Source organism: Bailinhaonella thermotolerans (genome assembly GCF_003594875.1).
GTDB lineage: Bacteria > Actinomycetota > Actinomycetes > Streptosporangiales > Streptosporangiaceae > Bailinhaonella > Bailinhaonella thermotolerans.
On sequence record NZ_QZEY01000003.1, the window covers coordinates 264,796 to 286,187 of the forward strand.

Annotated in this window: 21 protein-coding genes and 1 tRNA gene; 7 read left to right on the plus strand and 15 right to left on the minus strand. The window is 74.6% G+C overall.

What is annotated here, in order from left to right:
• Positions 1–152: 152 nt before the first annotated feature.
• Complete coding sequence (locus D5H75_RS10440) at positions 153–1,220, plus strand: DUF6348 family protein (protein WP_119926198.1); 1,068 nt, start codon at positions 153–155, stop codon at positions 1,218–1,220.
• Between the two features lie 347 nt (positions 1,221–1,567).
• On the opposite strand, the gene D5H75_RS42840 is transcribed toward D5H75_RS10440, so the two are convergent.
• On the minus strand, positions 1,568–3,355 hold the full coding sequence (locus D5H75_RS42840; protein WP_119926199.1) for a multicopper oxidase family protein: 1,788 nt from the start codon (positions 3,353–3,355) through the stop codon (positions 1,568–1,570).
• Positions 3,348–3,770, minus strand: coding sequence for a hypothetical protein (locus D5H75_RS10450; protein ID WP_202638027.1), 423 nt, complete (start codon positions 3,768–3,770; stop codon positions 3,348–3,350). The genes D5H75_RS42840 and D5H75_RS10450 overlap by 8 nt, the downstream gene beginning before the upstream one ends.
• Positions 3,771–3,873: 103 nt before the next feature.
• Between D5H75_RS10450 and D5H75_RS10455 the strand changes: the two genes are divergently transcribed.
• The 3 genes from D5H75_RS10455 (at position 3,874) to D5H75_RS10465 (ending at position 7,092) form a co-directional block, all read left to right on the plus strand.
• Positions 3,874–4,773 (plus strand): LysR family transcriptional regulator, encoded by a 900-nt coding sequence (locus tag D5H75_RS10455; protein WP_242454121.1) that lies wholly within the window; start codon positions 3,874–3,876, stop codon positions 4,771–4,773.
• Between the two features lie 192 nt (positions 4,774–4,965).
• Positions 4,966–5,844 carry an RNA polymerase sigma factor SigJ gene (sigJ, locus tag D5H75_RS10460; RefSeq protein ID WP_119926200.1) on the plus strand — a complete coding sequence of 293 codons (879 nt, stop codon included), beginning with the start codon at positions 4,966–4,968 and terminating at the stop codon, positions 5,842–5,844.
• 75 nt (positions 5,845–5,919) lie between these two features.
• Positions 5,920–7,092, plus strand: coding sequence for an NAD(P)/FAD-dependent oxidoreductase (locus tag D5H75_RS10465; RefSeq protein WP_119926201.1), 1,173 nt, complete (start codon positions 5,920–5,922; stop codon positions 7,090–7,092).
• 30 nt (positions 7,093–7,122) lie between these two features.
• On the opposite strand, the gene D5H75_RS10470 is transcribed toward D5H75_RS10465, so the two are convergent.
• The 4 genes from D5H75_RS10470 to D5H75_RS10485 all read right to left on the minus strand — a co-directional run bounded on the left by D5H75_RS10470 (position 7,123) and on the right by D5H75_RS10485 (position 11,665).
• Complete coding sequence (locus D5H75_RS10470; RefSeq protein ID WP_242454122.1) at positions 7,123–7,569, minus strand: YybH family protein; 447 nt, start codon at positions 7,567–7,569, stop codon at positions 7,123–7,125.
• Between the two features lie 135 nt (positions 7,570–7,704).
• Positions 7,705–8,673, minus strand: coding sequence for a hypothetical protein (locus tag D5H75_RS10475; protein WP_119926202.1), 969 nt, complete (start codon positions 8,671–8,673; stop codon positions 7,705–7,707).
• Positions 8,660–9,190, minus strand: coding sequence for a SigE family RNA polymerase sigma factor (locus D5H75_RS10480; RefSeq protein ID WP_119926203.1), 531 nt, complete (start codon positions 9,188–9,190; stop codon positions 8,660–8,662). The genes D5H75_RS10475 and D5H75_RS10480 overlap by 14 nt, the downstream gene beginning before the upstream one ends.
• Before the next feature lie 24 nt (positions 9,191–9,214).
• Complete coding sequence (locus tag D5H75_RS10485; RefSeq protein ID WP_202638028.1) at positions 9,215–11,665, minus strand: glycosyltransferase; 2,451 nt, start codon at positions 11,663–11,665, stop codon at positions 9,215–9,217.
• Between the two features lie 107 nt (positions 11,666–11,772).
• On the opposite strand from D5H75_RS10485, the gene D5H75_RS10490 reads away from it, so the two are divergent.
• The gene (locus D5H75_RS10490; protein ID WP_119926562.1) at positions 11,773–12,540 is read left to right on the plus strand and encodes a nucleoside/nucleotide kinase family protein; all 768 of its coding nucleotides are present in this window, start codon (positions 11,773–11,775) and stop codon (positions 12,538–12,540) included.
• 167 nt (positions 12,541–12,707) lie between these two features.
• Here D5H75_RS10490 and D5H75_RS10495 read toward each other — a convergent pair whose 3' ends face one another.
• Positions 12,708–13,142, minus strand: a complete 435-nt coding sequence (locus D5H75_RS10495) for a DUF6196 family protein (protein WP_119926205.1) — start codon at positions 13,140–13,142, stop codon at positions 12,708–12,710.
• A gap of 331 nt (positions 13,143–13,473) precedes the next feature.
• Between D5H75_RS10495 and D5H75_RS10500 the strand changes: the two genes are divergently transcribed.
• Positions 13,474–14,298 (plus strand): PPC domain-containing protein, encoded by an 825-nt coding sequence (locus D5H75_RS10500; protein WP_119926206.1) that lies wholly within the window; start codon positions 13,474–13,476, stop codon positions 14,296–14,298.
• Positions 14,299–14,487: 189 nt separating this feature from the next.
• Here the strand turns inward: D5H75_RS10500 and D5H75_RS10505 are convergent, their stop codons facing one another.
• From D5H75_RS10505 to galU, 8 genes are all read right to left on the minus strand, one after another.
• Positions 14,488–15,261, minus strand: a complete 774-nt coding sequence (locus D5H75_RS10505; RefSeq protein ID WP_119926207.1) for a hypothetical protein — start codon at positions 15,259–15,261, stop codon at positions 14,488–14,490.
• A gap of 276 nt (positions 15,262–15,537) precedes the next feature.
• Positions 15,538–15,611: transfer RNA gene (locus D5H75_RS10510), tRNA-Ala, on the minus strand.
• 48 nt (positions 15,612–15,659) lie between these two features.
• Positions 15,660–16,385 carry a divisome protein SepX/GlpR gene (gene sepX / locus D5H75_RS10515; protein ID WP_119926208.1) on the minus strand — a complete coding sequence of 242 codons (726 nt, stop codon included), beginning with the start codon at positions 16,383–16,385 and terminating at the stop codon, positions 15,660–15,662.
• A 175-nt stretch (positions 16,386–16,560) separates the two neighbouring features.
• Entirely contained in the window at positions 16,561–17,193 is a 633-nt protein-coding gene (locus D5H75_RS10520; RefSeq protein WP_119926209.1) for a GNAT family N-acetyltransferase, read from the minus strand.
• Between the two features lie 108 nt (positions 17,194–17,301).
• A complete protein-coding gene (locus tag D5H75_RS10525) occupies positions 17,302–17,787 on the minus strand; it encodes a MogA/MoaB family molybdenum cofactor biosynthesis protein (RefSeq protein ID WP_119926210.1) in 486 nt (161 codons plus the stop codon).
• Positions 17,788–17,924: 137 nt separating this feature from the next.
• Positions 17,925–18,410 (minus strand): cyclic pyranopterin monophosphate synthase MoaC, encoded by a 486-nt coding sequence (gene moaC, locus D5H75_RS10530; protein ID WP_119926211.1) that lies wholly within the window; start codon positions 18,408–18,410, stop codon positions 17,925–17,927.
• A 21-nt stretch (positions 18,411–18,431) separates the two neighbouring features.
• Positions 18,432–19,652: a molybdotransferase-like divisome protein Glp gene (gene glp / locus D5H75_RS10535; RefSeq protein WP_119926212.1), complete on the minus strand. Its 1,221-nt coding sequence runs from the start codon at positions 19,650–19,652 to the stop codon at positions 18,432–18,434.
• A gap of 20 nt (positions 19,653–19,672) precedes the next feature.
• Positions 19,673–20,584: a UTP--glucose-1-phosphate uridylyltransferase GalU gene (galU, locus tag D5H75_RS10540; RefSeq protein ID WP_119926213.1), complete on the minus strand. Its 912-nt coding sequence runs from the start codon at positions 20,582–20,584 to the stop codon at positions 19,673–19,675.
• Between the two features lie 48 nt (positions 20,585–20,632).
• Here galU and D5H75_RS10545 point away from each other — a divergent pair, with 48 nt between their 5' ends.
• Positions 20,633–21,199 carry a 5-formyltetrahydrofolate cyclo-ligase gene (locus D5H75_RS10545; protein ID WP_119926214.1) on the plus strand — a complete coding sequence of 189 codons (567 nt, stop codon included), beginning with the start codon at positions 20,633–20,635 and terminating at the stop codon, positions 21,197–21,199.
• Positions 21,200–21,392 lie beyond the last annotated feature (193 nt).

Genomic DNA, 21,392 nt, shown 5'->3' on the forward strand with positions numbered 1-21,392 from the left:
GGCGGACGTCGTCGGCCTCACTCCACCGCCCGGCGTGGCCGTCGGCGCTCCCGCGCGTCCCCGGGACGGCCGCGCTCGTCCCGGGGCGGAGGGAGTGGCCGCTGGATTCCGGGAGTCGGCGGGGATCGTGGTGATCCGAGTAGGGTTGCGGCGTGATCGGGTCGATGGCGTTCGACGCCGCGGTAGAGGTGGGAATCGCCGCGTTCTGCGAGGGCGAGGAGCCCCCGGAGGACGAGGAGGTGTGGCGGCGGCTGGTCGGGGCGGGGGTCGAGCCCTGGCTCGCCGAACGCCTGCTGATCTTCCTGCCGATGGCGTACACCCGGCGCCTGCTGCCGGACGTGTCGTACCCGGACACGCTCGCCGGCCCCGGCGGGAGGGTGGTCCTCGCGGCCGAGCCGGTGTTCGCGGCGGCGCTCGACCGCGCCCAGCGGGGCGGTCGTGACGAGGTCGGCCGCATCGCGACGCGCGGCGCCGAGTTCAACGCGATCAACAACGCGCTGAACGCCGGGTCGCGGATGGAGGACCTGGTGCTCGGCGAGCTCACGCTGGCGGAGGACCTGGAACCGGCCGGCCCCGGCGACGGCGGCGTGCCCTCCCCGCGCGCCGTGTTCGAGGGCCTGCTGCGCGAGCACGGCGTGCCGCTCGACGGCGAGACGAGGGTCGGCGCGGAGCTGTTCGTCCACCCGGCCCCGGACGGCGTGGTGATGGCCCAGGTCGACTTCGCCGTGTCGCACCCGGCGCTGGCCACGCCCTGGCTGGTGGAGAGCCTGGCCGGGCACGGGCCCACCTGGCGCGACGCGATCGGCGAGGCGGTGGCCAAGTTCAGCCTCGGGACGCTGCACCCGATCCTGGAGGGCCTCCTGCGCCCCGGCAGCGCCCCCGGCCAGGTGGAGCGGACGCGCTTCGACCACCCGGGCGGCGCGTTCGAGCTGGTGCTCGGCCCGCAGCTCAACCTGTTCACCGACCGGCCGGTGCCCTCCGCCGGGCCGCTGCTCGACCGGCTGATCGCCGCGCTGGGCGCCGAGCCGCTCACGCGGCGGACCCACGGGCTGCGGCTGTTCACCGCCCACGTGGACGGCCGGCTCCAGACCAACGAGGTGCTGCTGGACAACGAGCCGTGGGCCGCCGGCCAGGCGGTGGTCGCCGACGCCCCGCCGCCGCTGCCCGAGGGGATGGTCGCCGTGCGCGTCTTCGGCCTGCTCGTCCCCGCCGCGCCCTGACCCCGAACCCGTCCCGTCCCATCCCCTCCCGTCCCATCCCGTCCTGTCCTGTCCCGTCCCACGGGCCCGGCCCGTGCCGTACGGCGGCGCGGGCCCGACCTTGATCCCCGCGCCCGGGCCGCCTCCCACCACGGCAGACCTCGCCCGAACCCACGTGTGCGCACCACCTCCCATCGGAGTGGGGAACGCCCCGCCCGCCGCGGAGCACGCCTCGCCCCCGGAGCCCGCACCGTCCCGCCCTCCCCGGAGGGCGTTCCCTGGGAGCGCGCGCCGCCCCGGGGAGTCCCGGGGAGTCCGGGAAGTCCGGGAAGTCCCGCGGAGTGCGCCCCGCCTCGCCGTACGGCGGGCTAGACGATCTCAAGGTTGGCCATCATGGCCATGTCCTCGTGCTCGGCGTTGTGGCAGTGGAAGAGGTAGCGGCCCCGGTAGCCGTCGAACCTCGTGATGATCTCCACCGACTCGCCGGGGCGCAGCGAGACCGTGTCCTTGAGCCCCGCGTCGTGCGGCAGCGGCGGGCGGCCGCCGCGCGAGAGCACCCGGAAGCCGACCAGGTGCAGGTGGACGGGGTGGTGGACGTCGGCGACCAGCCGCCACACCTCGACGTCGCCGAGCCGGGTGGTGACGTCGGCGCGGGCGGGGTCGAACGGGAGCCCGCCGATCAGCCAGGCGTGCCCGTCGCCCATCCGCCCCATCCGGAAGGACAGGTCGCGCACCCGGACCGCCTCCGACCGCCGCCATGACGGCAGGTCGGCCGAGAGCGTGCGCGGCACGCGGCTGTCGTCGGCGGCGCGGCGCGCGACGCGGAAGGCCATGACGTCGCGGGTGCGGCCGGAGCCGAGCCGGTTGAGCAGCCTGACCCGGCCGCCGACCGGGACGGCGGAGAAGTCGACGACCAGGTCGTGGCGTTCGGCGGGCGCGATCGGCAGGAACCGGTGAGTGACCGGCGCGGCCAGCAGCCCCTGGTCCGCGCCGACCTGGACGAGGTCGAGCCGGTGTCCGTCGTCGGTGACCGCCTCCAGCTCGTAGTGGCGGGCGTTGGAGGCGTTCAGGACGCGCAGCCGGTAGCGCACCGCGTCGACCTCGTGCACCGGCCACGGCGCCCCGTTGACCAGGATCACGTCACCGAGGACGCCCGCAATGTACGGCTCGCGCACGCCCGGCCGTTCCCGCAGCGCCGGATCGAGGGCCGGATAGTCGAGGGAGCCGTCGGCGGCGAACGCGCGATCGGCGATCATGAGGGGCAGCTCGCGCGCACCCGAGGGCAGGCCGAGGGCCTCCTCGGCGTCGTCGCGCACGATGTGCAGCCCGGCCAGCCCCCGCCAGATCGCGGGAGCGGTGAAGTCCATCCGGTGGTCGTGGTACCACAGCAGCGCCGGGCGCTGGTCCAGCGGGAACGTGTACTCCCGCGTCAGCCTGCTCACCACGGCCCGCGGATCGCGCATCCCCCCGTGCCCGGAGCCGTGCCCTCCAGAGCCGTGCCCTCCAGAGCCGTGCCCTCCAGAGCCGTGCCCTCCAGAGCCGTGCCCTCCAGAGGCGTGCCCACCAGAGCCGTGCCCTCCAGAGGCGTGCCCGCCGGCCCCGTGCCCGGTCCCGGCGGCGGGCTCGGGCCAGCCCGCGGGCAGGACCAGGTCGGTGGGGTACCCGTCGGAGGCGGCCGGGGTCCGCCCGCCGTGCAGGTGCACGACGGTCGGCACGGGCAGCTCGTTGCGGTGCCGTACGGTGACCGGCCGCCCTCGGCGCGACTCGATCGTCGGTCCGGGGAAGACCCCCTCGTACGTCCACAGCGGCGTCCGGACGCCGGGCAGGATCTCCGCGCTCGACTCGCGCTGGGTGATCTCGTAGCGGTCGGCGCCGCCCGAGGTGGAGACGGGCTTCAGCACGGGCGGGATCGGCAGCGGCACCTGGAACGGCGGCGGCAGCGGCGCCGCGCTGCGCAGTTCCGCCCCGGTCATCGCCGGCCGCCGGGCGAGCGCGGCCGAGGCCGACAGCCCGCCGGCGGCGGCGAGCCCGAGCGCCCCGCCGATGCCCAGCACCCGCCGCCGGCTCACCCCCCGCCCCTCGACGACGCTCCCGGCGCGGCTCCCGCCCAGGCCCTCGTCGTCGCGGCGCTCGGCCCGCTCGTCGCGGTCACGCATCGGGGGCCTCCCGCCTGGCGAGGGGCCGCAGCCAGACGGCGATGAACTGCACGACGAGCGCGGCGACGGTCATCACGCCCAACGGGACGTGCAGCCACAGCGCGCCCTCCAGGCCGGCGAAGTACTGCGCCGTCTCGGCCGCCACCACCGCCAGCGTGGCCAGGAACGGCTCGGCGCGGCGCAGCCGTACCCAGACGGCGACGGCCGCGACCAGTTGCGCGTAGCCGATCGAGGTGACGACGTCGGCCCCCGTCGCGTGCCAGCGCAGGGCGTCGAAGTCGCCGGTCAGGTACACCCCGGCGAACACCGGCTGACCGATGATCGCCGCCGCGTGCGCGGTGACGGCGGCCCGGTAGACCCACCCGGCGGGCCGGGTGCGGAGCGTCGCGGCCGCTCCCTGGGGGCTGGCGACCATGAGGATCCCTCCCTCTGGAGTCCTGTGCGAACGCCCCGAAGTTATGCTTCCTGGGTTATCTTGTCCAAGACGAATATCGCTATGACGTTATGCTTCGGGAGGCATGATGGAGCTCACCGCGCTCCGGCAGTTCCTGGTGGTGGCGCGGCTGGAGCACCTCAGCCGGGCGGCCGACGAGCTCCGCGTCGCCCAGCCGTCGCTGAGCCGTACCATCGCCAGGCTGGAGAGCGAGCTGGGCACGCCGCTGTTCGAACGGAGCGGGCGGCTCCGGCTGAACGACGCGGGCAGGCTCTTCCGCGATCACGTCGAACGCTCCCTCGGCGAGCTGGAGGCGGGCCGCCGCGCGATCGCCGAGTCCGCCCGCGAGGGCCTGGGCACGGTGAGGCTCGCGTCGGAGACCTTCCTGACCCTCACCGGCCCGCTGGCGGCCTACAAGCGGGCCCACCCCGCCGCCGAGATCGCGCTCCACTGGTCCCCGGCCGAGGACATGGCCCGCCGCCTGCGCGCCCAGGACGTCGACCTGTGCGTCGCCTCGCAGCCGATCCGCGGCGACGGGCTGGAGTCGGCGCGGCTGTTCGACGAGCCCGTGGGGCTGGCCGTGCCGCTGGACCACCCGCTCGCCGGCCGTACGTCCGTGAGCGTGGACGAGCTCGCCGACCAGCCCTTCGTCACCGCCCGCGAGGGGCACTGGGCGCGGCGGCTGCTCGACCGGCTCTTCGCCGCGCGGGGCCTCACCCCGAAGATCGTCTGTGAGAGCGACGAGCACAGCGCCATCGCGGAGCTGATCGGCGCGGGGCTCGGCGTCGGCCTCGTCCCCGCCTTCGCCCGCCGCAGCAGCGTGCGTCCCCCCGCGGTCTGGCTCGCCGTCGACAGCCCCGACTGCCGCCGCGGCGTCACCCTGCACTGGAGCGCGGACGCCCACCTGTCGCCCGCCGCCCGCCTGATGCGCACCCTGCTCACCGCCTGGGACTGGTCGGACGGCGACCCGGGGGACGGACGATGACGGGCGCGCCGCGATCACGCGCGTGAGGGGCGCCCCGTCCTCCGAAGCCGCCCCGTCCTCCGAAGCCGCCCCGTCCTCCGGGGGCGCCGTGTCCTCCGGGGCCGCCCCGTCCCTCCGGGTGGCCGGGGGTGGCACGTCGGGGCGCGCGCCCGGGCGGGGGACGGCGGGCGGGGCTGTCTAGCATCGGGCCTTGTGCGGGATGCGGACGATGCGGCGGTGTTCGAGGGCGAACGGGGGAGGTTGTTCGGGCTCGCCTACCGGATGCTGGGGTCGGCGGCCGAGGCCGAGGACGTCGTGCAGGACGCGTACCTGCGCTGGCGGGAGCGGTACCGGGTCGAGACCCCCGGCGCGTGGCTCACGCGGGTGGTGGTGAACCTGTGCCTGAACCGGCTGGGAGCGGCGCGCGTGCGCCGCGAGAGCTACCCCGGGACGTGGCTGCCCGAGCCGGTGCTGACCGGGGACGGGGCCCTCGGGCCGCTGGAGACCGTGGAGCGGCGGGAGGGCGTGTCGCTCGGGCTGCTGGCGGTGCTCGAACGGCTGACGCCGGCCGAGCGGGCGGTGTTCGTGCTGCGGGAGGCGTTCGGGTACCCGCACGGGGAGATCGGCGCGCTGCTGGACGTCTCCGAGGCGCACTCGCGGCAGCTCCACCGGCGGGCCCGGGCGCGCGTGCGCGAGGCGCGCAAGCGGTTCGACGCCGATCCCGTACGGCACCGCGTCCTCGTCGAGCGGTTCCTCGCGGCGACCATGGACGGGGACGTGGCGGCGCTCGGGGAACTCCTCGCCGAGGACGTGGTGGCCTGGGCCGACGGGGGCGGCGAGACGGCGGCGCGGCGGCCGGTCCGGGGGCGGGAGAAGGTGCTGCGGTACCTCCGGGGGATGTCGCTGCGGCCGGAGGCCCCCGCGCTCATCGCCGAGGTCGCCGAGGTCAACGGGGCGCCCGCCGTGCTCATCCGCCACGAGGGCGCGCTGCGGGCGGTCCTCGCCGTGGAGATCGCCGGTGGTCGCGTCGCGGGCGTGCGGACGGTGGTGAGCCCGGGCAAGCTCGCCTTCGCCGCGCGCCAGGCGGTGTGACCACGATCACAGGCCGGGCCGTCACGGATCCGGTCTCTCGCCGGTTCAACTCCCGATCCGTCTTGAGGAGGAACCATGGCAGAGAACCTCGTGGTCGTCGGAGCCGGATACGCCGGGCTCGCCGCGGCGAAGAGGGCCGCGCACCGGCTGCGCGGCACCGGGATCCGTGTGACGCTGGTCAACGCGTCGGACCGGTTCGTGGAACGGGTGCGGCTCCACGAGCTGGCGGCCGGGCACACGCTGCGCGACCTGCCGCTCGCGGGCCTGCTGGCCGGTTCGGGCGTCGAGCCGGTCGTCGCCACCGTGACCGGCCTCGACCCGGAGTCGCGGACGGTGGAGCTGGACGCGCCGCCGTACGGCCTGCCGTACGACGTCCTCGTGTACGCCCTGGGCAGCGGGGCCGACCTGGACGCCGTGCCGGGGGTACGCGAGCACGCGCACACCCTCGCGGACGCCCGCGGGGCGGCGGCGGTGCGGGACGCGCTGCCGGGGGCGGAGTCGGTCGCCGTGGTCGGCGGCGGCCTGACCGGCATGGAGGCGGCGTCGGAGATCGCCGAAGCGCACCCCCACCTGCGCGTACGGCTGGTCGCGGGCGGCCGGATCGCGCCCGGCCTCCCGGAACGGGCCCGCGACCGGCTCCTGCGCGGCCTCTCGCGGCTGCGGGTCGAGGTGTACGAGGACACGGCGGTCCGCGAGGTCGTCCCCGGCGCGCTCCTGCTGGACGGCGACGGCGAACTGCCCGCGGACGTCGCGGTCTGGGCGGCGGGCTTCCGGGTGCCGCCCCTGGCCGCCGAGTCCGGCCTGGCCACGGACGGGGACGGGCGCATCCGCGTGGACCCCGCCCTGCGGTCCGTCTCGCACCCCGAGGTGATCGGGGCCGGCGACGCCGCCGCCGCGCGGATCGCCGGCGGCACGTCCCGGATGGCGTGCCAGACCGCCCTCCCCATGGGACTGTTCGCGGGGGAGGCCGCGGCCGCCGTGCTCCTGGGCCGCGAGCCCCGCCCCGCGCGTGTCCGCTACCTCTGGCAGAACATCAGCCTGGGCCGCCACGACGGCTACACCCAGTTCAGCCGCGCCGACGACAGCCCGCTCCCCGCCACCCTGACGGGCCGCGCCTCGGCCGCCTTCAAGGAGGCCGTCACCCGGGGCACGGTCCGCCTCCTCCGCGCACCCCACCGCTACCCCCTCCCGGCCGCGGACCGGCTCCCCGCCACCGGAGAGACGCCGCCGGCCCGGGCCGTACGGTGACCGGGCCTTCGCCGGTGACGGAGGCGCGGGTCAGGGTTCGAGGTCGGTCACGCCCCTGCCGGTCGCGATGTCGAGCGGCACGGAGACCTGGTCGTGCGCGATCAGCCACTCCCCGCCCGCCCTGCGCAGGCAGAACGTGGCCCGGACCCACATGCCGTCCGTCGCCGCGCCGTTCGTCATCGTGCCGCTGAGCCGGCCGAAGCCGTGCCCGAACGCCACGTCGCCGCCCACGGTGATCCGGAGGTCGCGGATCTCGTAGTCGACGTCCCGGAAGAACGTGAACACCTTCTCCCAGTTCTTCAGCTTCGCGGCCACCCCGGCGTGCTGGAGCGGCGGCTCGACGTCGAAGGACACGACGTCCTCCGCGTAGAGCCCCGCCAGCCCGTCGAGGTCCTTGGCCCTGAGCCGTTCGACCAGCTCGCCGATCCGCCGCCTGATCGCGGCCTCTTCCGTCTCGCGCTGCGTGGACATGGCCATCCGGCCCTTTCGTTCGGTGGTGAGCCTGACTCCTCACCAGTACGACGAGGCGGGACCCCCGAATGTGAGGCGGCCGGGGCAAGAGCCGGGCCGGGCGTCCGAGGCCCGGCGGCGACCTGCCGCCGGGCCTGGAGGTCACGGCGTGACCGTGACGGCCTGGACCAGCGCCCGCATGGTGTCCTCCCGGGCCGCCCTGGCGAAGATCGCGTACGCGCCGCCGGGCGGGAGGAGGACGATCTCGTCGCGGGACACGGCCGCCGGCACGCCCCCGATCCTCGCGCCCGGTGTCGCGGCCGGCCGGGGCCGCAGCACCCCCACCTCCACCCGGTCCGCGTCCGCACTCGGGCCGGAAGGGTCCCGCGTCCCGTACACCAGCGAGGTCCGCTCGGGCACCCCCTGCCCCGGGTACGAGCCGCTGACCCCGACGACCCGGTAACGGCCGCCGAGGACGCCGGGCCCGACGGTGAAGGGCACGGCGACCGGGCGGCTCGCCTGCGGGAGCACGCTCTGCGCCACCCGCTGGGCGACCGCCCTGTCGGTGACGCCCGGCCCGGTCAGCGCCACCGTGCCCCAGGCGCCCGGCGCCCATTCCCACGCGATCACGGCCCCGGTCCCCCCGGGCAGCCAGTACGCCGGCCGGTCGCCGACGGAGGGCGCGGGGTCCGTCCTGGGCGGCGCGGGGTACCGGCCCGGGGCGTACATCGTGATGACCGCGCCGGCGCGCCGCGCGGGGTCGGCGGAGCGCAGCTCGATGACCTGCCGATGACGGCCGGTCTCGTACCTGTCCGGCGTGAACCCGCCCGCCGAGCCCACGACGAACGCCCGCGTCATCACGTCGAAGCCCCCCTCCTGCAGCCGCGCGGCCGGGGTCGAGAGGGGCGCCGCGGGCTCGGCGGGGGAGCGGGCCAGGTGGGCCAGGATGGTGGTGGGCACGAAGACGGCGAGCGTGGCCGCCGCGGCCGCCGCGATGGTCGCCGCCCGCCGCGTGCGCCGCCGGCGGCGTCCGGCGCGTATCGCCCGGGCGAGGTCGACGCGGCCAGGGCCGTGGGGCTCGTCGCCGCGGAGCGGGTCGAGCAGCCGCGCGTCGCGCTCAACGGGATCCATACCTGGCCACCTCTTCCTCCTCCAGCCGGTTCGCGCCACGGCCGAGCAGTTCCCGCAGCCGGGCCAGCCCGCGGGCGGTCTGGCTCTTCACGTTGCCCTCCGAACATCCCAGCAGCTCCGCGATCTCCGTCACCGGCAGGTCGCACAGGAACCGCAGCACCAGCACCGCCCGCTGGCGCGGGGGCACCAGGGCGAGGGCGGCCTGGACCACCGCCCTGGTCTCCAGATCCGCGCCCGCGACGGGCAGCTCGGCGGGGCGGGCCGTCAGCCGGACCCGCGTCCACCAGCCCAATCGCTGGTCGTTGAGGAAGCACCGCACGAGCATCTTGTCGACGTAACGGTGCAGGTCGTTCGCCTCCCGGGAGCGCGTCCAGTGGACGTACAGCCGGGTGATCGTGTTCTGCACGAGGTCGTCGGCCCGGTGCTCGTCCCTGCACAGGTTGTAGGCGAGGCGGCGCAGCGAAGGCAGGCGCGCCGTCACGTACGCGACGTAATCTCGCTCATCGTCAGGACTCAACGGCTGCCCTCTCCACGCTCGCGGTCACTGATGAGACAGCCCCGGCGCCCCCGCGGGTTGCACGAGGGCGCGCACTTCCCACAACCACACCCCGGCCTCCCGCCGCCCCGGCCCCAGCAGCGAGGTCAGCGCCGCGCGCAACGCCTCGTGGTGGCGTTGCGGGCCGAGCACCACCACGTCCGCGCGCCAGTAGGCGAGATCGGCGCGGGCGGCCGCCCGTTCGCGGTCGCCGATGTACGGCACCGCGCCCTTGTCCCGCACATCCCGCAGCAGCGAGGCGGTGGGCCGGGGCGGCGCGCCGTACACGCCCTGCCTGCCGGGGCCGTAGGGGCCGACGAAGTACCCCTCCACCAGCGGGAAGCCGAGGCCCGCCGCCACCTGCCAGTGCAGCGCGGTCGCGTCCCCCGCGTCGGGCGGCGGGGCGGTGACGACGGACCTGCCGGGGCGGACGTACGACCGCCAGACCCCCTCGGAGAAGAAGGCCGGGACGGGCGGCCGATCCTCCGCCGGGATCGGCGTGGGGACCAGGGGGAGCAGCGCCTCGGCCAGCGCCAGGCAGAGCAGCGGCCGCACGGGCGAGCGGGGCAGCGCGGAGGCCGCGGCCAGCGCCCGGTCGGCGACCAGCGCCAGCAGCGCGCCGATCGCGGGCACGCAGACCAGGGTCCAGCGGGACTCCAGCACCGACTCGAAGAGCGGCAGGCGCGACAGCACCAGCCACGGCCCGAAGACGCCGGTCGGCCGGCCCGCCACGACGATCTCCGGCCCCAGGGAGAGCACCATCGCCGTCAGCGTCACCGCGCCCAGCGGCAGGACGGCCGGGACCCGGCGCAGCCACACCGTGGCCGACGCCACCAGGATCAGCAGCGGCCAGCCGAAGAAGGCGTTCTGCTCGGTGGGGTTCAGCGACAGGCGGGCGGCCACGTCCGCGTCCCCGGCCAGGGAGCGCGCGGCGTACGACACCAGGGCCGTCACGTCGTTGCCCGACGGCCCGTGGATGAGGCTCGCGTAGCTCTGCGGGCCGTGGAACTGGAAGAGCAGCGCCGGCCCGGTCAGCGCGACCCCGACCGCGCCCGCCAGGCAGAGCCCCGCCAGCAGCGGCGGTGCCGACGCGCGCGCCTCCTGCGGCCGCAGGAGCGCGTACGCCAGGGCGAACACGGCCAGGCCGACGGCGGCCAGGAGCAGGGCCTCCTCACCGAGATAGACCTGGTACGACACGAGCAGGCCGAGGATCACGCCGTCCCTGACGACCCGCCGCCGCCGGGCGAGCAGGAGAAGCCTGCCGACGATGAGCGGGATCACGAAGAGGACGACGAAGTTCGGGTGGGCCGTGGCGTGGGAGACGATCGGCGGCGCGAACGCGCAGAAGACCGCCCCGACGACCGCCGCCGGCCACGACGTCACCAGGTGCCGGGCGAACAGCAGGTACCACGCGACGCCCGTGGCGGCCAGGCCGCCCGTCAGCACGACCGCCCACGTGATCGACGGGCCCAGCGCCAGGGTCAGCGGCGCCAGCGGGACGGACAGGCCGAACATGGCGGTGTTCGCCATCATGTTCACCCCGGCCGGATGGTTCTGCAACGTGGTGAACAGCGGGTTCTCCAGGACGGCGACGCCGCGGGCGGTGACGGCGAAGAACCACTCCCACTGGTTCTGGTCCTGCCCGCTGTCGGTCAGGTAGCGGCTCCAGGGATCCGCCCACAGGTGTGCGTACAGCAGGACGGCCAGCGCCAGGAAGCCGGCCGCGACCAGCGGCGTGCGCGCCCCGGCCGCCGCCCGGACGCGCAGCAGCTCGGCCAGCGCCGTCAGGTAGTGGCGCGGGCGCACCCGGGAGACGGGCCGGTGCGACCAGCGCACCGGGACCTCCCGCACCCGCCAGCCGCGCTCGCGGAAGATCCGCAGGATCTCGACGTCGCCCATCCAGCCGTTCACGCGCGCCCGCCGGAACGCCGCGCGCGCCTTGTCCCCGTCGAACAGCTTGAAGCCGCACTGGGTGTCCGCGACGCCGGGCAGCAGCAGCGCCCTGATCAGCAGGTTGGCCAGCGCGCCGAGGATCTCCCGAAGGCGCGGCTGGCGGACCTCCAGCCGCGCGCCCGGCGCCGCCCGCGACCCGATGGCGGCGTCGGCGCCGCCGTCCAGCGCGGCGCGCAGGGCCGGCAGCTCCTCGATGGGGGTGGCCAGGTCCGCGTCGCAGACCAGGACCTGGCGGCCGCGGGTGCGCAGCACGCCCGACCGCACCGCGTGCCCCTTGCCCCGGTTGACCCCGCCGGACACCGGCCGGATGCGCGGCTCCACCGCCGCCGCGCGCCCGGCCACCCGCGCGGTGGCGTCGGCCGACCCGTCGTCGGCGACGATGATCTCCCAGCTCAGCGGGGTCTCCCTGAGGAAGGCGGCCACCCGGTCGAGCGTGCCGCCCAGCCGCCGTTCCTCGTTGTAGGCGGGGATGACCACCGACAGGTCCAGCTCATGAGTCTCCACGCGCAAGGGACACGCCCGGCCGGTCGGCCGGTTGCACACGCCCCCGTGGCGAGGGCCACTGGGCGGTGACAGGAAGGGCGGAGATCGCGAGACGTACTCTCTGAGCCATGACAGCGCGCCGAGCCGAAGTCCGCACCTCCGTCTCGACATGGCGGCAGCCCCGCCCCGCCCCCGCCTCGCCCGAGCGGACGCGCCTGATCGGGGAACTCGCCGGCCGGATCCTGGCCCTCGGCGGCGAACGGCTGCGCGTGGGCGTCGACGGGCCGACCGCGGCGGGCAAGACGAGCTTCGGCCACGAACTCGCCGAGCACGTCGCCGGGGCCGGGCGCCCGGTGCTGCGCGCGACCCTGGACGACTTCAAACGCCCCTGGCGGGACCGCCACCTGTACGACCGGGAGTCGGCCGAGGGCTACTACCGCAACGCCTTCGACTACGAGGCCGTGCGGGCACTGCTGCTGGAACCCTGCGGCCCCGGCGGTTCGGGGCGCGCGGCCCTGTGCGCGATCGACCCCCTGACGCAGGCGGACCACTCGGCGGTGGTCACGACCGCCGAACCGGACGCCGTCCTGATCGTGGACGGCGTCTTCGCGTTCCGCCCCGAGATCAACGAGTACTGGGACTTCCGCGTCCGTCTGGAGGTCTCCCCGGACACCACCCTGCGCCGGGGAGCCGGCCGCGACCGGGACTGGGCGGGCGCCGAAGCCGAGGCCCTCCACCGCGACCGCTATCTCCCGGCCGACCGCCTCTACGCCGCCGAGGTCGATCCCCGGGGCCTGGCGGACGTGGTCATCGACAACACGTTCTTCGACCGCCCCCGGATCCTGCCCATCACCCCGGAGCCGGGCCCGCGCGGCCGTACGCGATCCTCAGGTTAGGAGGCGCGCGGGCCCTCCCGGTCAGGAGGCGCGCGGGCCCTCAGGGTCGGAAGGCGCGCGAGCGCTCGACGCGAGGAGGCGCGCGGGCCCTCAGGGAAGGCGCGCGAGCGCTCGGCGGCAGGAGGCGCGCGGGCCCTCCCGGTCAGGAGGCGCGCGGGCCCTCCCGGTCAGGAGGCGCGCAGGTCCCCGACGACCGCGACGGCCTCGTCGAACAGGTCGATGGGGCAGCCCCAGTGGTCGTAGATGCCGCCCCGGCCCCGGTTGCTCCCGCAGATGACGAACACGCCGGTCCCCAGCCTCGCCTTGAGCTCGCTCGCCAGCCACCCGACGAACCCGCTGTTGTCGAGCCCCTCGGGGAAGTGGAAGGAGAACACCCCGAACCGCTCGACGCCCTCGCGCTCCCGAGTGAGCGGAACCAGCCGGCTCCAGCTCTCGTCGTCGCGGACGACGGCCAGTTCGTCACCGGTGAGCGCCGGCGGCCGGTCGGCGGGGGACTCCTCGAACCCCCACACCCCGTCGTGCACCAGAAGCTCCGCCTCGGCGATCACCCGCCGGAGCCGCTCCCCGGTCTGCTCCGGCGTCTCCACACTCACACTGACCATCGATGTCTCCTCAGCGGCTCGCTCCCGGCCGTACGGCGGATCGCCTCGGCGCGCGGCGAAGCCCGGCCCGGGCTGTGATCGGCACAACATCCCCACGCGATCACTGATTCCTGCGGAAGGCGCGATGGATCCCCGCGCGGAGCCGCCGGGTGAGATGGACGGGCCCTGAAGAGAACCCGACCGGTGGATGCACGCGGGCAGGCGGGGAGAAAAAATTTTTAAGAAACTTTCCTGTTTATTTAGCGTGGCGACCTAGGCTCGTTCTTGATCAATAAGGCGTGTGCCCGCCCGCGGGCGGGGCGCGAACGTACGTGGAGGGATGAGGACACTGATGCACACCAGAAGGCTCAGTCGTGCCGGAGTCGCCGCCGTCGCCGCGACGCTCACGATCCTCGGCGCCGGGGCCGGCGCCGCTCACGCGGACGCGTCCGCGCCCGTCAGCGCGCCGGCGGCGGCGTGCCAGCAGTCGGGGACGCTGACGGTCGACGGCGCCGAGCTCGACGTCCACAGCCCCGCTCCGGGGGTGGGCAACTGCTACACCTTCCAGGGCGCGGCCGGCGCCGAACTGACCATCGGCATCTACCTCCCGGGCGCCTCGGGCGAGCGGCTGGGATTCGCGAGCAAGCTGACCGTCCGTGACCCGGCCGGGCAGGTCGTGGCCTCGTTCCACGGCGGGAGCTGGCAGGTGCAGCCGATCTACCGCCTGGCCGTACCCCGGCTCAAGACCGCCGGGACCTACACCGTCGAGGTCGCCCCCGTCGCCCCTGACGGGCTGGTCGCCGCCCGGCTGCTGCTCAACTCCGTACGCGACCTGGGCCGCGTAGACATCGACGGCCCCGGCAAGTTCGTCCACCTCAAGCGGATCGGCCAGGAGCAGCGGATCACCTTCGCCGGCCGCGCCGACCAGTGGGTCCAGCTCGAACTCGCCGACTTCGACTTCGCCTCCGGCACCCCCGGGCGCGAGGCGGGCGTGTGGATCGAGATCTGGAGCGCCGACCGCTCCCGCCTCCTCTTCCGCGACGTCCTGCGCGGCGACGGCCGCCGGGAGATGGGCCCCCTCCGCGTCACGTCCGACTTCGTCGTCCAGGCTTGGTCGGAGTGGGGCTCGGTAGGCGGCGCCACCATCTCCATCCCCAGCATGCCCCCGCAGAGCTGACGCCCCCCGAGTGAGCGGTGGTCCCCTCCGGGGGCCACCGCTGCCCACATCCGCTCCAAGCCGCTCCCGTATCGCTGAGCGCCCGAGTGTTCAGCGTGCGGGGCCGGGCATGCGGGCCGCCAGGTACGGATGTGGTCGCTCCAGCCACTCCCCGGCCGGGCCGATGACCGACCGCGCGACCGCGTCGGCTCACGACCCCAACGCGGGCTGGGCGGCCGGTTGGTGGCGCGGGGCGGCAAGGTCGTGGGCGGAGCGGGCCAGCCAGATCATGGACAGGGCGCTCGAGACCGCCCCGAGAGCCTCGACGGCGCTCCCCTCGTCCGGGAACGTGAACACCGCCAGCAGCAGAAGGAACGGCATCACCAGGGCGGCGATGCCGTACGCCACGGTCACCTTCCCCCAGCGGTCGTCCTGCCGCTGGGCCAGCAGCACCATCACCGTCCAGGCCAGGGCGGCCAGACCGGCGACCGCCCCCGCCCCGTCCGAGACGGACAGGCCGGCGAGGTCGAGTGCGTCGATGACGGTGAGACCGGCGTACCCCAGCACCCCCGCGCCCCGCGTGTACGTCCGGTCGCCGCCCAGCACCCGCGCGGACAGCAGCACGACCGCCCACATCGCCACGGAGTTGACCACCGCGGCACCCGCCCATGACGCGGTGACGTGGAGCAGCCCCGTCGTGGCCGTCGCGACGTAGAGCGCCACGCGCAACCGCCGGGTGTCCCGGTCCCGCTCGGGCGGCGGCCCCGCCGGCGGCCGGCGCAGGATCTGCCACATCCCCCATGCCCAGGACATCCCGGCGACGATCAGGAGGAGCAGGTTCTGCCCCGTCGCCACGACGCCTTCGCTCTCCGACGCGAACAGCGTCAGCCGCCACAGCGGGCCGAGGTCGCCGGAGACCAGGGCGACGACGGCGGCGACCGTCAGCGCGGCGCCGTACAGACCGGTGACGAGCAGGGCGGGCACGACGGAACGGTGACGACGCGACACGAGGCGCTTCCCGGGGTTTCAGAGGGAATGAGAGCGGACGGCTCACCCTACAATCGATCATGAAAAGCGGCGAGAGACGATACGCCCCGCGAACACCCGCGACTCCACCCTGAACCGTTCACGAGCGGCCAAGCCCTCTCACCCACCACACCCGCAAAGCCACCCCGGCGAACGCCCGTATCGCGCCCGGGATCGGGTGTCTCGGGAACGGCGAAGGGCCGCTCCCGGTGGGAGCGGCCCTTTGACCTTGGGTGGAGCTGAGGGGATTTGAACCCCTGACCCCCTCGATGCGAACGAGGTGCGCTACCGGACTGCGCTACAGCCCCAAGAACCTCGTTTAGCTTAGCAAAAGTCTGAGGGGGTTCGCGCCATCGTCAGTCGCCGACGGCGGGGCGGTGGGGTTCGGCGTACTGGTCGAAGGGTTCGTCCTTGGGCTTGAGGGCGATGATCTCGGCGCTGCGCTGGGATTCCTCGGCTCGTTTGCGGGCCAGGGCGCGCTCGTGGCGGGCCTGGGCGCGGAGGGCGCGGGCCTTGGCGAGCGCGGCGCGGCGTTCGGCGTCCATGCGTACGGCGGTGCGCAGGACGGCGAGGTAGCCGGTGAGGAGGAGGACGAAGGGGATGGGCGCCCACCAGGGGGTGACCTTGGCGGTGGTGAGGATGACGCCGGTGGCCAGGAGGAGGACGCAGTAGAGGAGGCGGCGGCGGCGCAGCGCGACGATCCTCGCCCGGCGGCGGGCCGGCCTCGGCGCGCGCGCCTCGGCACCGCGCGTCCCGGCCTCGGCCTCCTCGGCCTCGGCTTCGTCGCGCGGCGGCTCTTCGCCTTCGTATGTGTCGGGCATCTGGCTCCGCGGGTCGGGGGCGTCGCGGTGAGAGTGATCCTCCTCCTCGGGAGGCGGGTTCTCAAGCGAGATCGCGGCCAGCGGGGCGGTGTCGTCTGCGGCGTCGGCCGTACTCGTGAACGCGGGCAGCGCGGCGTCGCCGGCGTCGGCGGTGCGGCGGGAGCGGCGCGCCATGCCGTCGTGGTCACGGCGCAGCCACATGGGCACCAGGACGCCTCCCCACATCGCCACGATGGCGAGGTACAGGAAAACGCTGCTCATGATGCCTCCCGCGCAGCGCAGGCCGGCACCTGCGGAAGAGCGCTGCTCGCGGGCACGGTCACGTCACGCACGCTAAGACCAGGTGTCGTTAATTGACGAGTATTCGGTGCGGTGTGTCGCGAGATCGACCTAGTGTCGACACGCTGACCTGCGGTATCAAGCAATTGTTTACACGTTATTGGGGATCGCCGGAGGCCGTGGCGGCGCGGGTGCGGCGCCACGGAATGAGCAGTCCGCGAGGCACGTCCTCGATGGTGAGCGCATAACAAATGTGGTCTCGCCAGGCTCCGTCAATGTGTAGCTGGCGCCGCCGCACACCCTCCTCGCGGAAGCCCAGTTTTTCCACCACGCGACGGCTCGCGTGGTTTTCGGGGCGGATGTTGGCTTCCACGCGGTGCAGCCCGACGGTGAAGAAGCAGTGGTCCACGGCGAGCGCGAGCGCGGTGGGGGTGATGCCGCGCCCGGCGAGCCTGCCGTCCACCCAGTACCCCACCTGCGCCGACCGCGCCGAGCCCCACACGATCGCGCCGACCGTGAGCTGCCCGGCGAACTGCCCGCGATAGGTGACCACCCACGGCAGCGCCATCCCCGCCCGCGCCTCCCGCCGCAGTGTGTTCGCCATCGAGACGTACGGCCCCAGGCCCGTGCGGAACAGGGGGGTCTCGGGGTTGGTGGGCTCCCAGGGGCGGAGCCAGTCGGCGTTGCGCAGCCGTACCTCACGCCAGACGCGGGCGTCGCGCACCCGCAGCGGGCGCAGCCCGACATCGCCCTCCGTCAGGGTCACCGGCCAGCCACGTCCGCGGTCCACCCCCTAATCATCCCCGTCCGCCCCGCGGGCCGCCACGTCCGCCCCGCTCCGCGCCCAGTGTGGCGGCGGGGCGGGGGGTACGGCGGGGCCTTGGCGTGTTCTTTACCCTCAGGACGGCGGGCGCGGGTGGTCGCCGCCGGCGATCTGGTCCACCGCGTGGCGCAGGACGGGCGCGAGCACGGCCATGCCGTCGCGCACGCCGCCGGTGGAGCCCGGCAGGTTGACGATCAGCGTACGGCCGCGCACGCCCGCGAGGCCGCGCGACAGGATCGACGTGGGGACCTTGTCGCGGCTGATCTGCCGGATGGCCTCGGCGACGCCCGGGATCTCGCGCTCGATCACGCGGCGCGTCATCTCGGGCGTGCGGTCGGTGGGGGTCAGCCCGGTGCCGCCAGTGGTCACGACCACGTCGTACCCGGCCGCCACGGCCTCGCGCAGCGCCTCCTCGACCGGCTCGCCGTCGGGGACCACGCGCGGCCCGTCCACGACCTCGCATCCGGCCTCGCGCAGCAGCCCGGCCAGCACCGGCCCCGACCGGTCCTCGTAGACCCCGGCCGAGGCGCGGTTCGACACCGTGATCGCCAGCGCCCTCACGACACCACCTCCACGCCGCGCCGGGCCGCGCGTCCCGGCACCACCTCCACGCCCCGGCGGACAGCCCTCACGACATCACCCCCGCGTCCCGGCGGACAGCCTTCACGACATCACCCCCGCGCCCCGGCGGACGGCCCTCACGCGCCCGCCACCTCGCCGCGGCGCCAGACGCCGGTCTTGCCGCCGGTCTTCTCCTCGACGCGTACGTCGGTGACGACGGCCTCGGGGTCCACCGCCTTCACCATGTCGATCAGCGCGAGCGCCGCCACCGTGACGGAGGTCAGGGCCTCCATCTCGACGCCGGTCCGGTCGGCGGTGCGGACGGTGGCCGCGATCTCCACGCCCTCGTCCACCACGGTCAGGTCCACCGTCACGCCGTGCAGCGCGATCGGGTGGCACAGCGGGACCAGGTCGGGAGTGCGCTTGGCCGCCATGATCCCGGCGATCCTGGCCACGCCGAGGGCGTCGCCCTTCGGCACGTCCCCGGCCCGCAGCAGGTCCACGGCGACGGCGGACAGCAGGACGCGGCCGGTGGCGCGAGCCGTACGGACCGAGACGTCCTTGGACGCGACGTCCACCATGCGGGCGGCGCCGCTCTCGTCGAGATGGGTGAATCGGGACAACGGCACTCCTTGAACGAGGGACTAGGGCAAAGGGCTGAGGGGGAGCACGTCCACCGAGGTGCCCGGCTCGACCGAGGTGACGTCCTCGGGGACCACGACGAGCGCGTTCGCCGAGGCCAGGGCGGCGAGCTGGTGCGAGCCCTGGGCGCGGACGGGTGAGGCGAGGAACCCGCCGTGCTCGCCCCGGGACAGGACGGCGCGCAGGAAGGACCGCTTCCCGGCGGGGGAGCGCATCGGGGCCGCCGCGACGGCGCTGAGCACGCACGGTTCGACCGGGAGCCCCTGCATCCTGCGCAGCGCCGGGAGCACGAAGACGACGAAGGACACGAACGACGACACCGGGTTCCCCGGCAGCGCGAAGATCGGCACCGAGTCCGGCCCGACCAGCCCGAAGCCCTGCGGCATGCCTGGCTGCATCGCGACCTTCTCGAAGGTCACGGTCCCGAGCGGCGCCAGCGCCTCCTTGACCGGTTCGTACGCCCCCATGGACACGCCGCCACTGGTGATCACCGCGTCGGCCCTGACGAGCTGCGCGTCGAGCTGGTCCAGGAACTCCCGGGGGTCGTCCCCGACCATGCCGTGCCGGTATCCCACGCACCCGGCCTCCACCGCGGCGGAGGTGAGCGTGTGCGAGTTGGAGTCCCAGATCTGCCCGGACCCCGTCGGCGAACCCGGCTCCACCAGCTCCGACCCCGTGGACATCACCACGACGCGCGGGCGCGGCCGTACCAGCACCCGGCGGCGGCCCACCCCGGCGATCAGGCCGATCTGCGGCGCGCGCAGCCGGGTCCCGGCGGTCAGCACGGTCGTGCCGGCGGGGGCGTCCTCGCCCGCGCGCCGGATCGCGTCGCCCTCGGCCGGCGCCCGCCCGATCCGGACGCGCACGGTGCCGCCGTCGGTCCACTCCACGGGTACGACGGCGTCGGCGCCGGCGGGCAGCGGAGCCCCGGTCATGATCCGCGCGCAGTGCCCCGGCGCGATCGCGCGGATCCCACCGTCACCGGCCGCGATGTCCTCCACCACGGGCAGCGTGACCGGCGCGGACTCGCTCGCCCCGGCCAGGTCGGCCGCGCGTACGGCGTAGCCGTCCATCGCCGAGTTGTCGAACGGCGGCAGCGGCACGGGCGTGGTCACGTCCTCGGCGAGGACGCCGCCGTGCGCCTCCATCAGGTCGAGTTCCAGCGGGGCCAGCGGGCGTACCGCCGCGAGGATCGACGCCAGGTGCTCGTCCACCGACCTCATGGGCCCCGGCCCTCCATGGCTCACGCGCGCGGGTCCCTCGTGTCCAGGAACTCCCGCAGCCAGGCCACGAAGTCCTCGCCCAGATCATCGCGCTCGGACGCGAACCGCACCACCGTGCGCAGGTAGTCGAGCTTGTCGCCGGTGTCGTAGCGCCGCCCGCGGAACAGCAGGCCGTACACCGGCCCGCCCTCCTCGGACCCGCGTCCCGCGAGCACCTTGAGCGCGTCCGTGATCTGGATCTCGTCGCCCCGGCCCGGGGGCGTCTCGCGCAGCACGTCGAAGACGGCCGGGTCGATGACGTACCGGCCGATGATCGCCCAGTTGGAGGGGGCCTCACCGGGCGGCGGCTTCTCGACGAGGTCGGTGATGCGCACGACGTCGTCCTGGGCGGTGGGCTCGATGGCGGCGCAGCCGTACATGGAGGTCTGGGACGGGGGGACCTCCATGAGCGCGATGACGCTGCCGCCGAGCTCCTGGCGGACCTCGATCATGCGCTGGAGCAGCTTGTCGCGCGGGTCGATCAGGTCGTCGCCGAGCAGGCAGGCGAAGGGTTCGTTCCCCACGTGCTGGGCGGCGCACAGGATCGCGTGCCCGAGGCCCTTCGGCTCGCCCTGGCGGACGTAGTGGATGGTGGCGAGGTCGGCGGACTCACGAACCTGGGCGAGCCTCTCCTCGTCGCCTTTCGCGTCAAGTGTCTCCTCAAGCTCGTAAGCTCGGTCGAAGTGGTCCTCGATGGAGCGCTTGTTGCGCCCCGTCACGAGCAGGAGGTCGTCGAGTCCCGCGTCGACCGCCTCCTCGACGACGTACTGGATCGCGGGCTTGTCCACGATCGGCAACATTTCCTTGGGGGTCGCCTTGGTCGCCGGCAGGAACCTGGTGCCCAGGCCCGCGGCTGGGACGACCGCCTTGGTGACGGGTACGTAGTCGGCCATGTGGAAACCCTAGTGTCGGCTCTGAGGCAAACCCTAGTTGGAGGGGCGTTGGACAAGCCGGAGCTGCGGCGCCGGGTGCTGACGGCGCGGTTGGAGCTGAGCGATCCCGAGCGCCGCGAGGCGGCCCGGGGGATCCGGGAGGGGCTGCTCGCGGACCCGCGGGTGACCATGGCGGGGACGGTCGCCTGCTACTGGTCGATGGGAAGCGAGCCGGCCACCCAGGGCCTGGTCTACGCCCTGTGGAAGCACGGCGCGACCGTGATCCTGCCCGTGCTCCGGCCCGACTCCGACCTCGACTGGGCCGCCTACGAGGGGCCCGACTCCCTGCGGCCCGGCCCGCGCGGGCTGATGGAGCCGACCGACGCCCGGCTGGGCGTGGACGCCGTACGGCGGGCCGCTCTCGTCCTGGTCCCCGCGCTCGCGGTGTCCCGCGCGACAGGGGTACGGCTGGGCCGGGGCGGCGGGTCGTACGACCGGGTGCTGGCGCGGCTGGGGCCGAACGCGCCGTCGATCGCGCTGCTGTACGACGGGGAGCTCCTGGACGAGGTGCCCGCCGAGCCGCACGACCGCCCGGTGAGCATGGTGGCGACGCCTGGAGGACTGGTCACGCTCTGAGCGGAGCGGTCACGTTCTGAGCGGACGGGTCACGCTCTGAACGGAGCGGTCACGGTCTGTGCGGGCCGAGCGCGCCCTGCGAGGGCGGCGGGGCGGGGAGCGGCCGCGCCGGGGATGGTCACGCAGAGAGTGATCAAGGTCACCCTGCGGGTCCGTGAGCTGACCGGATGCGACAGAATTGGGGAAATGTCGA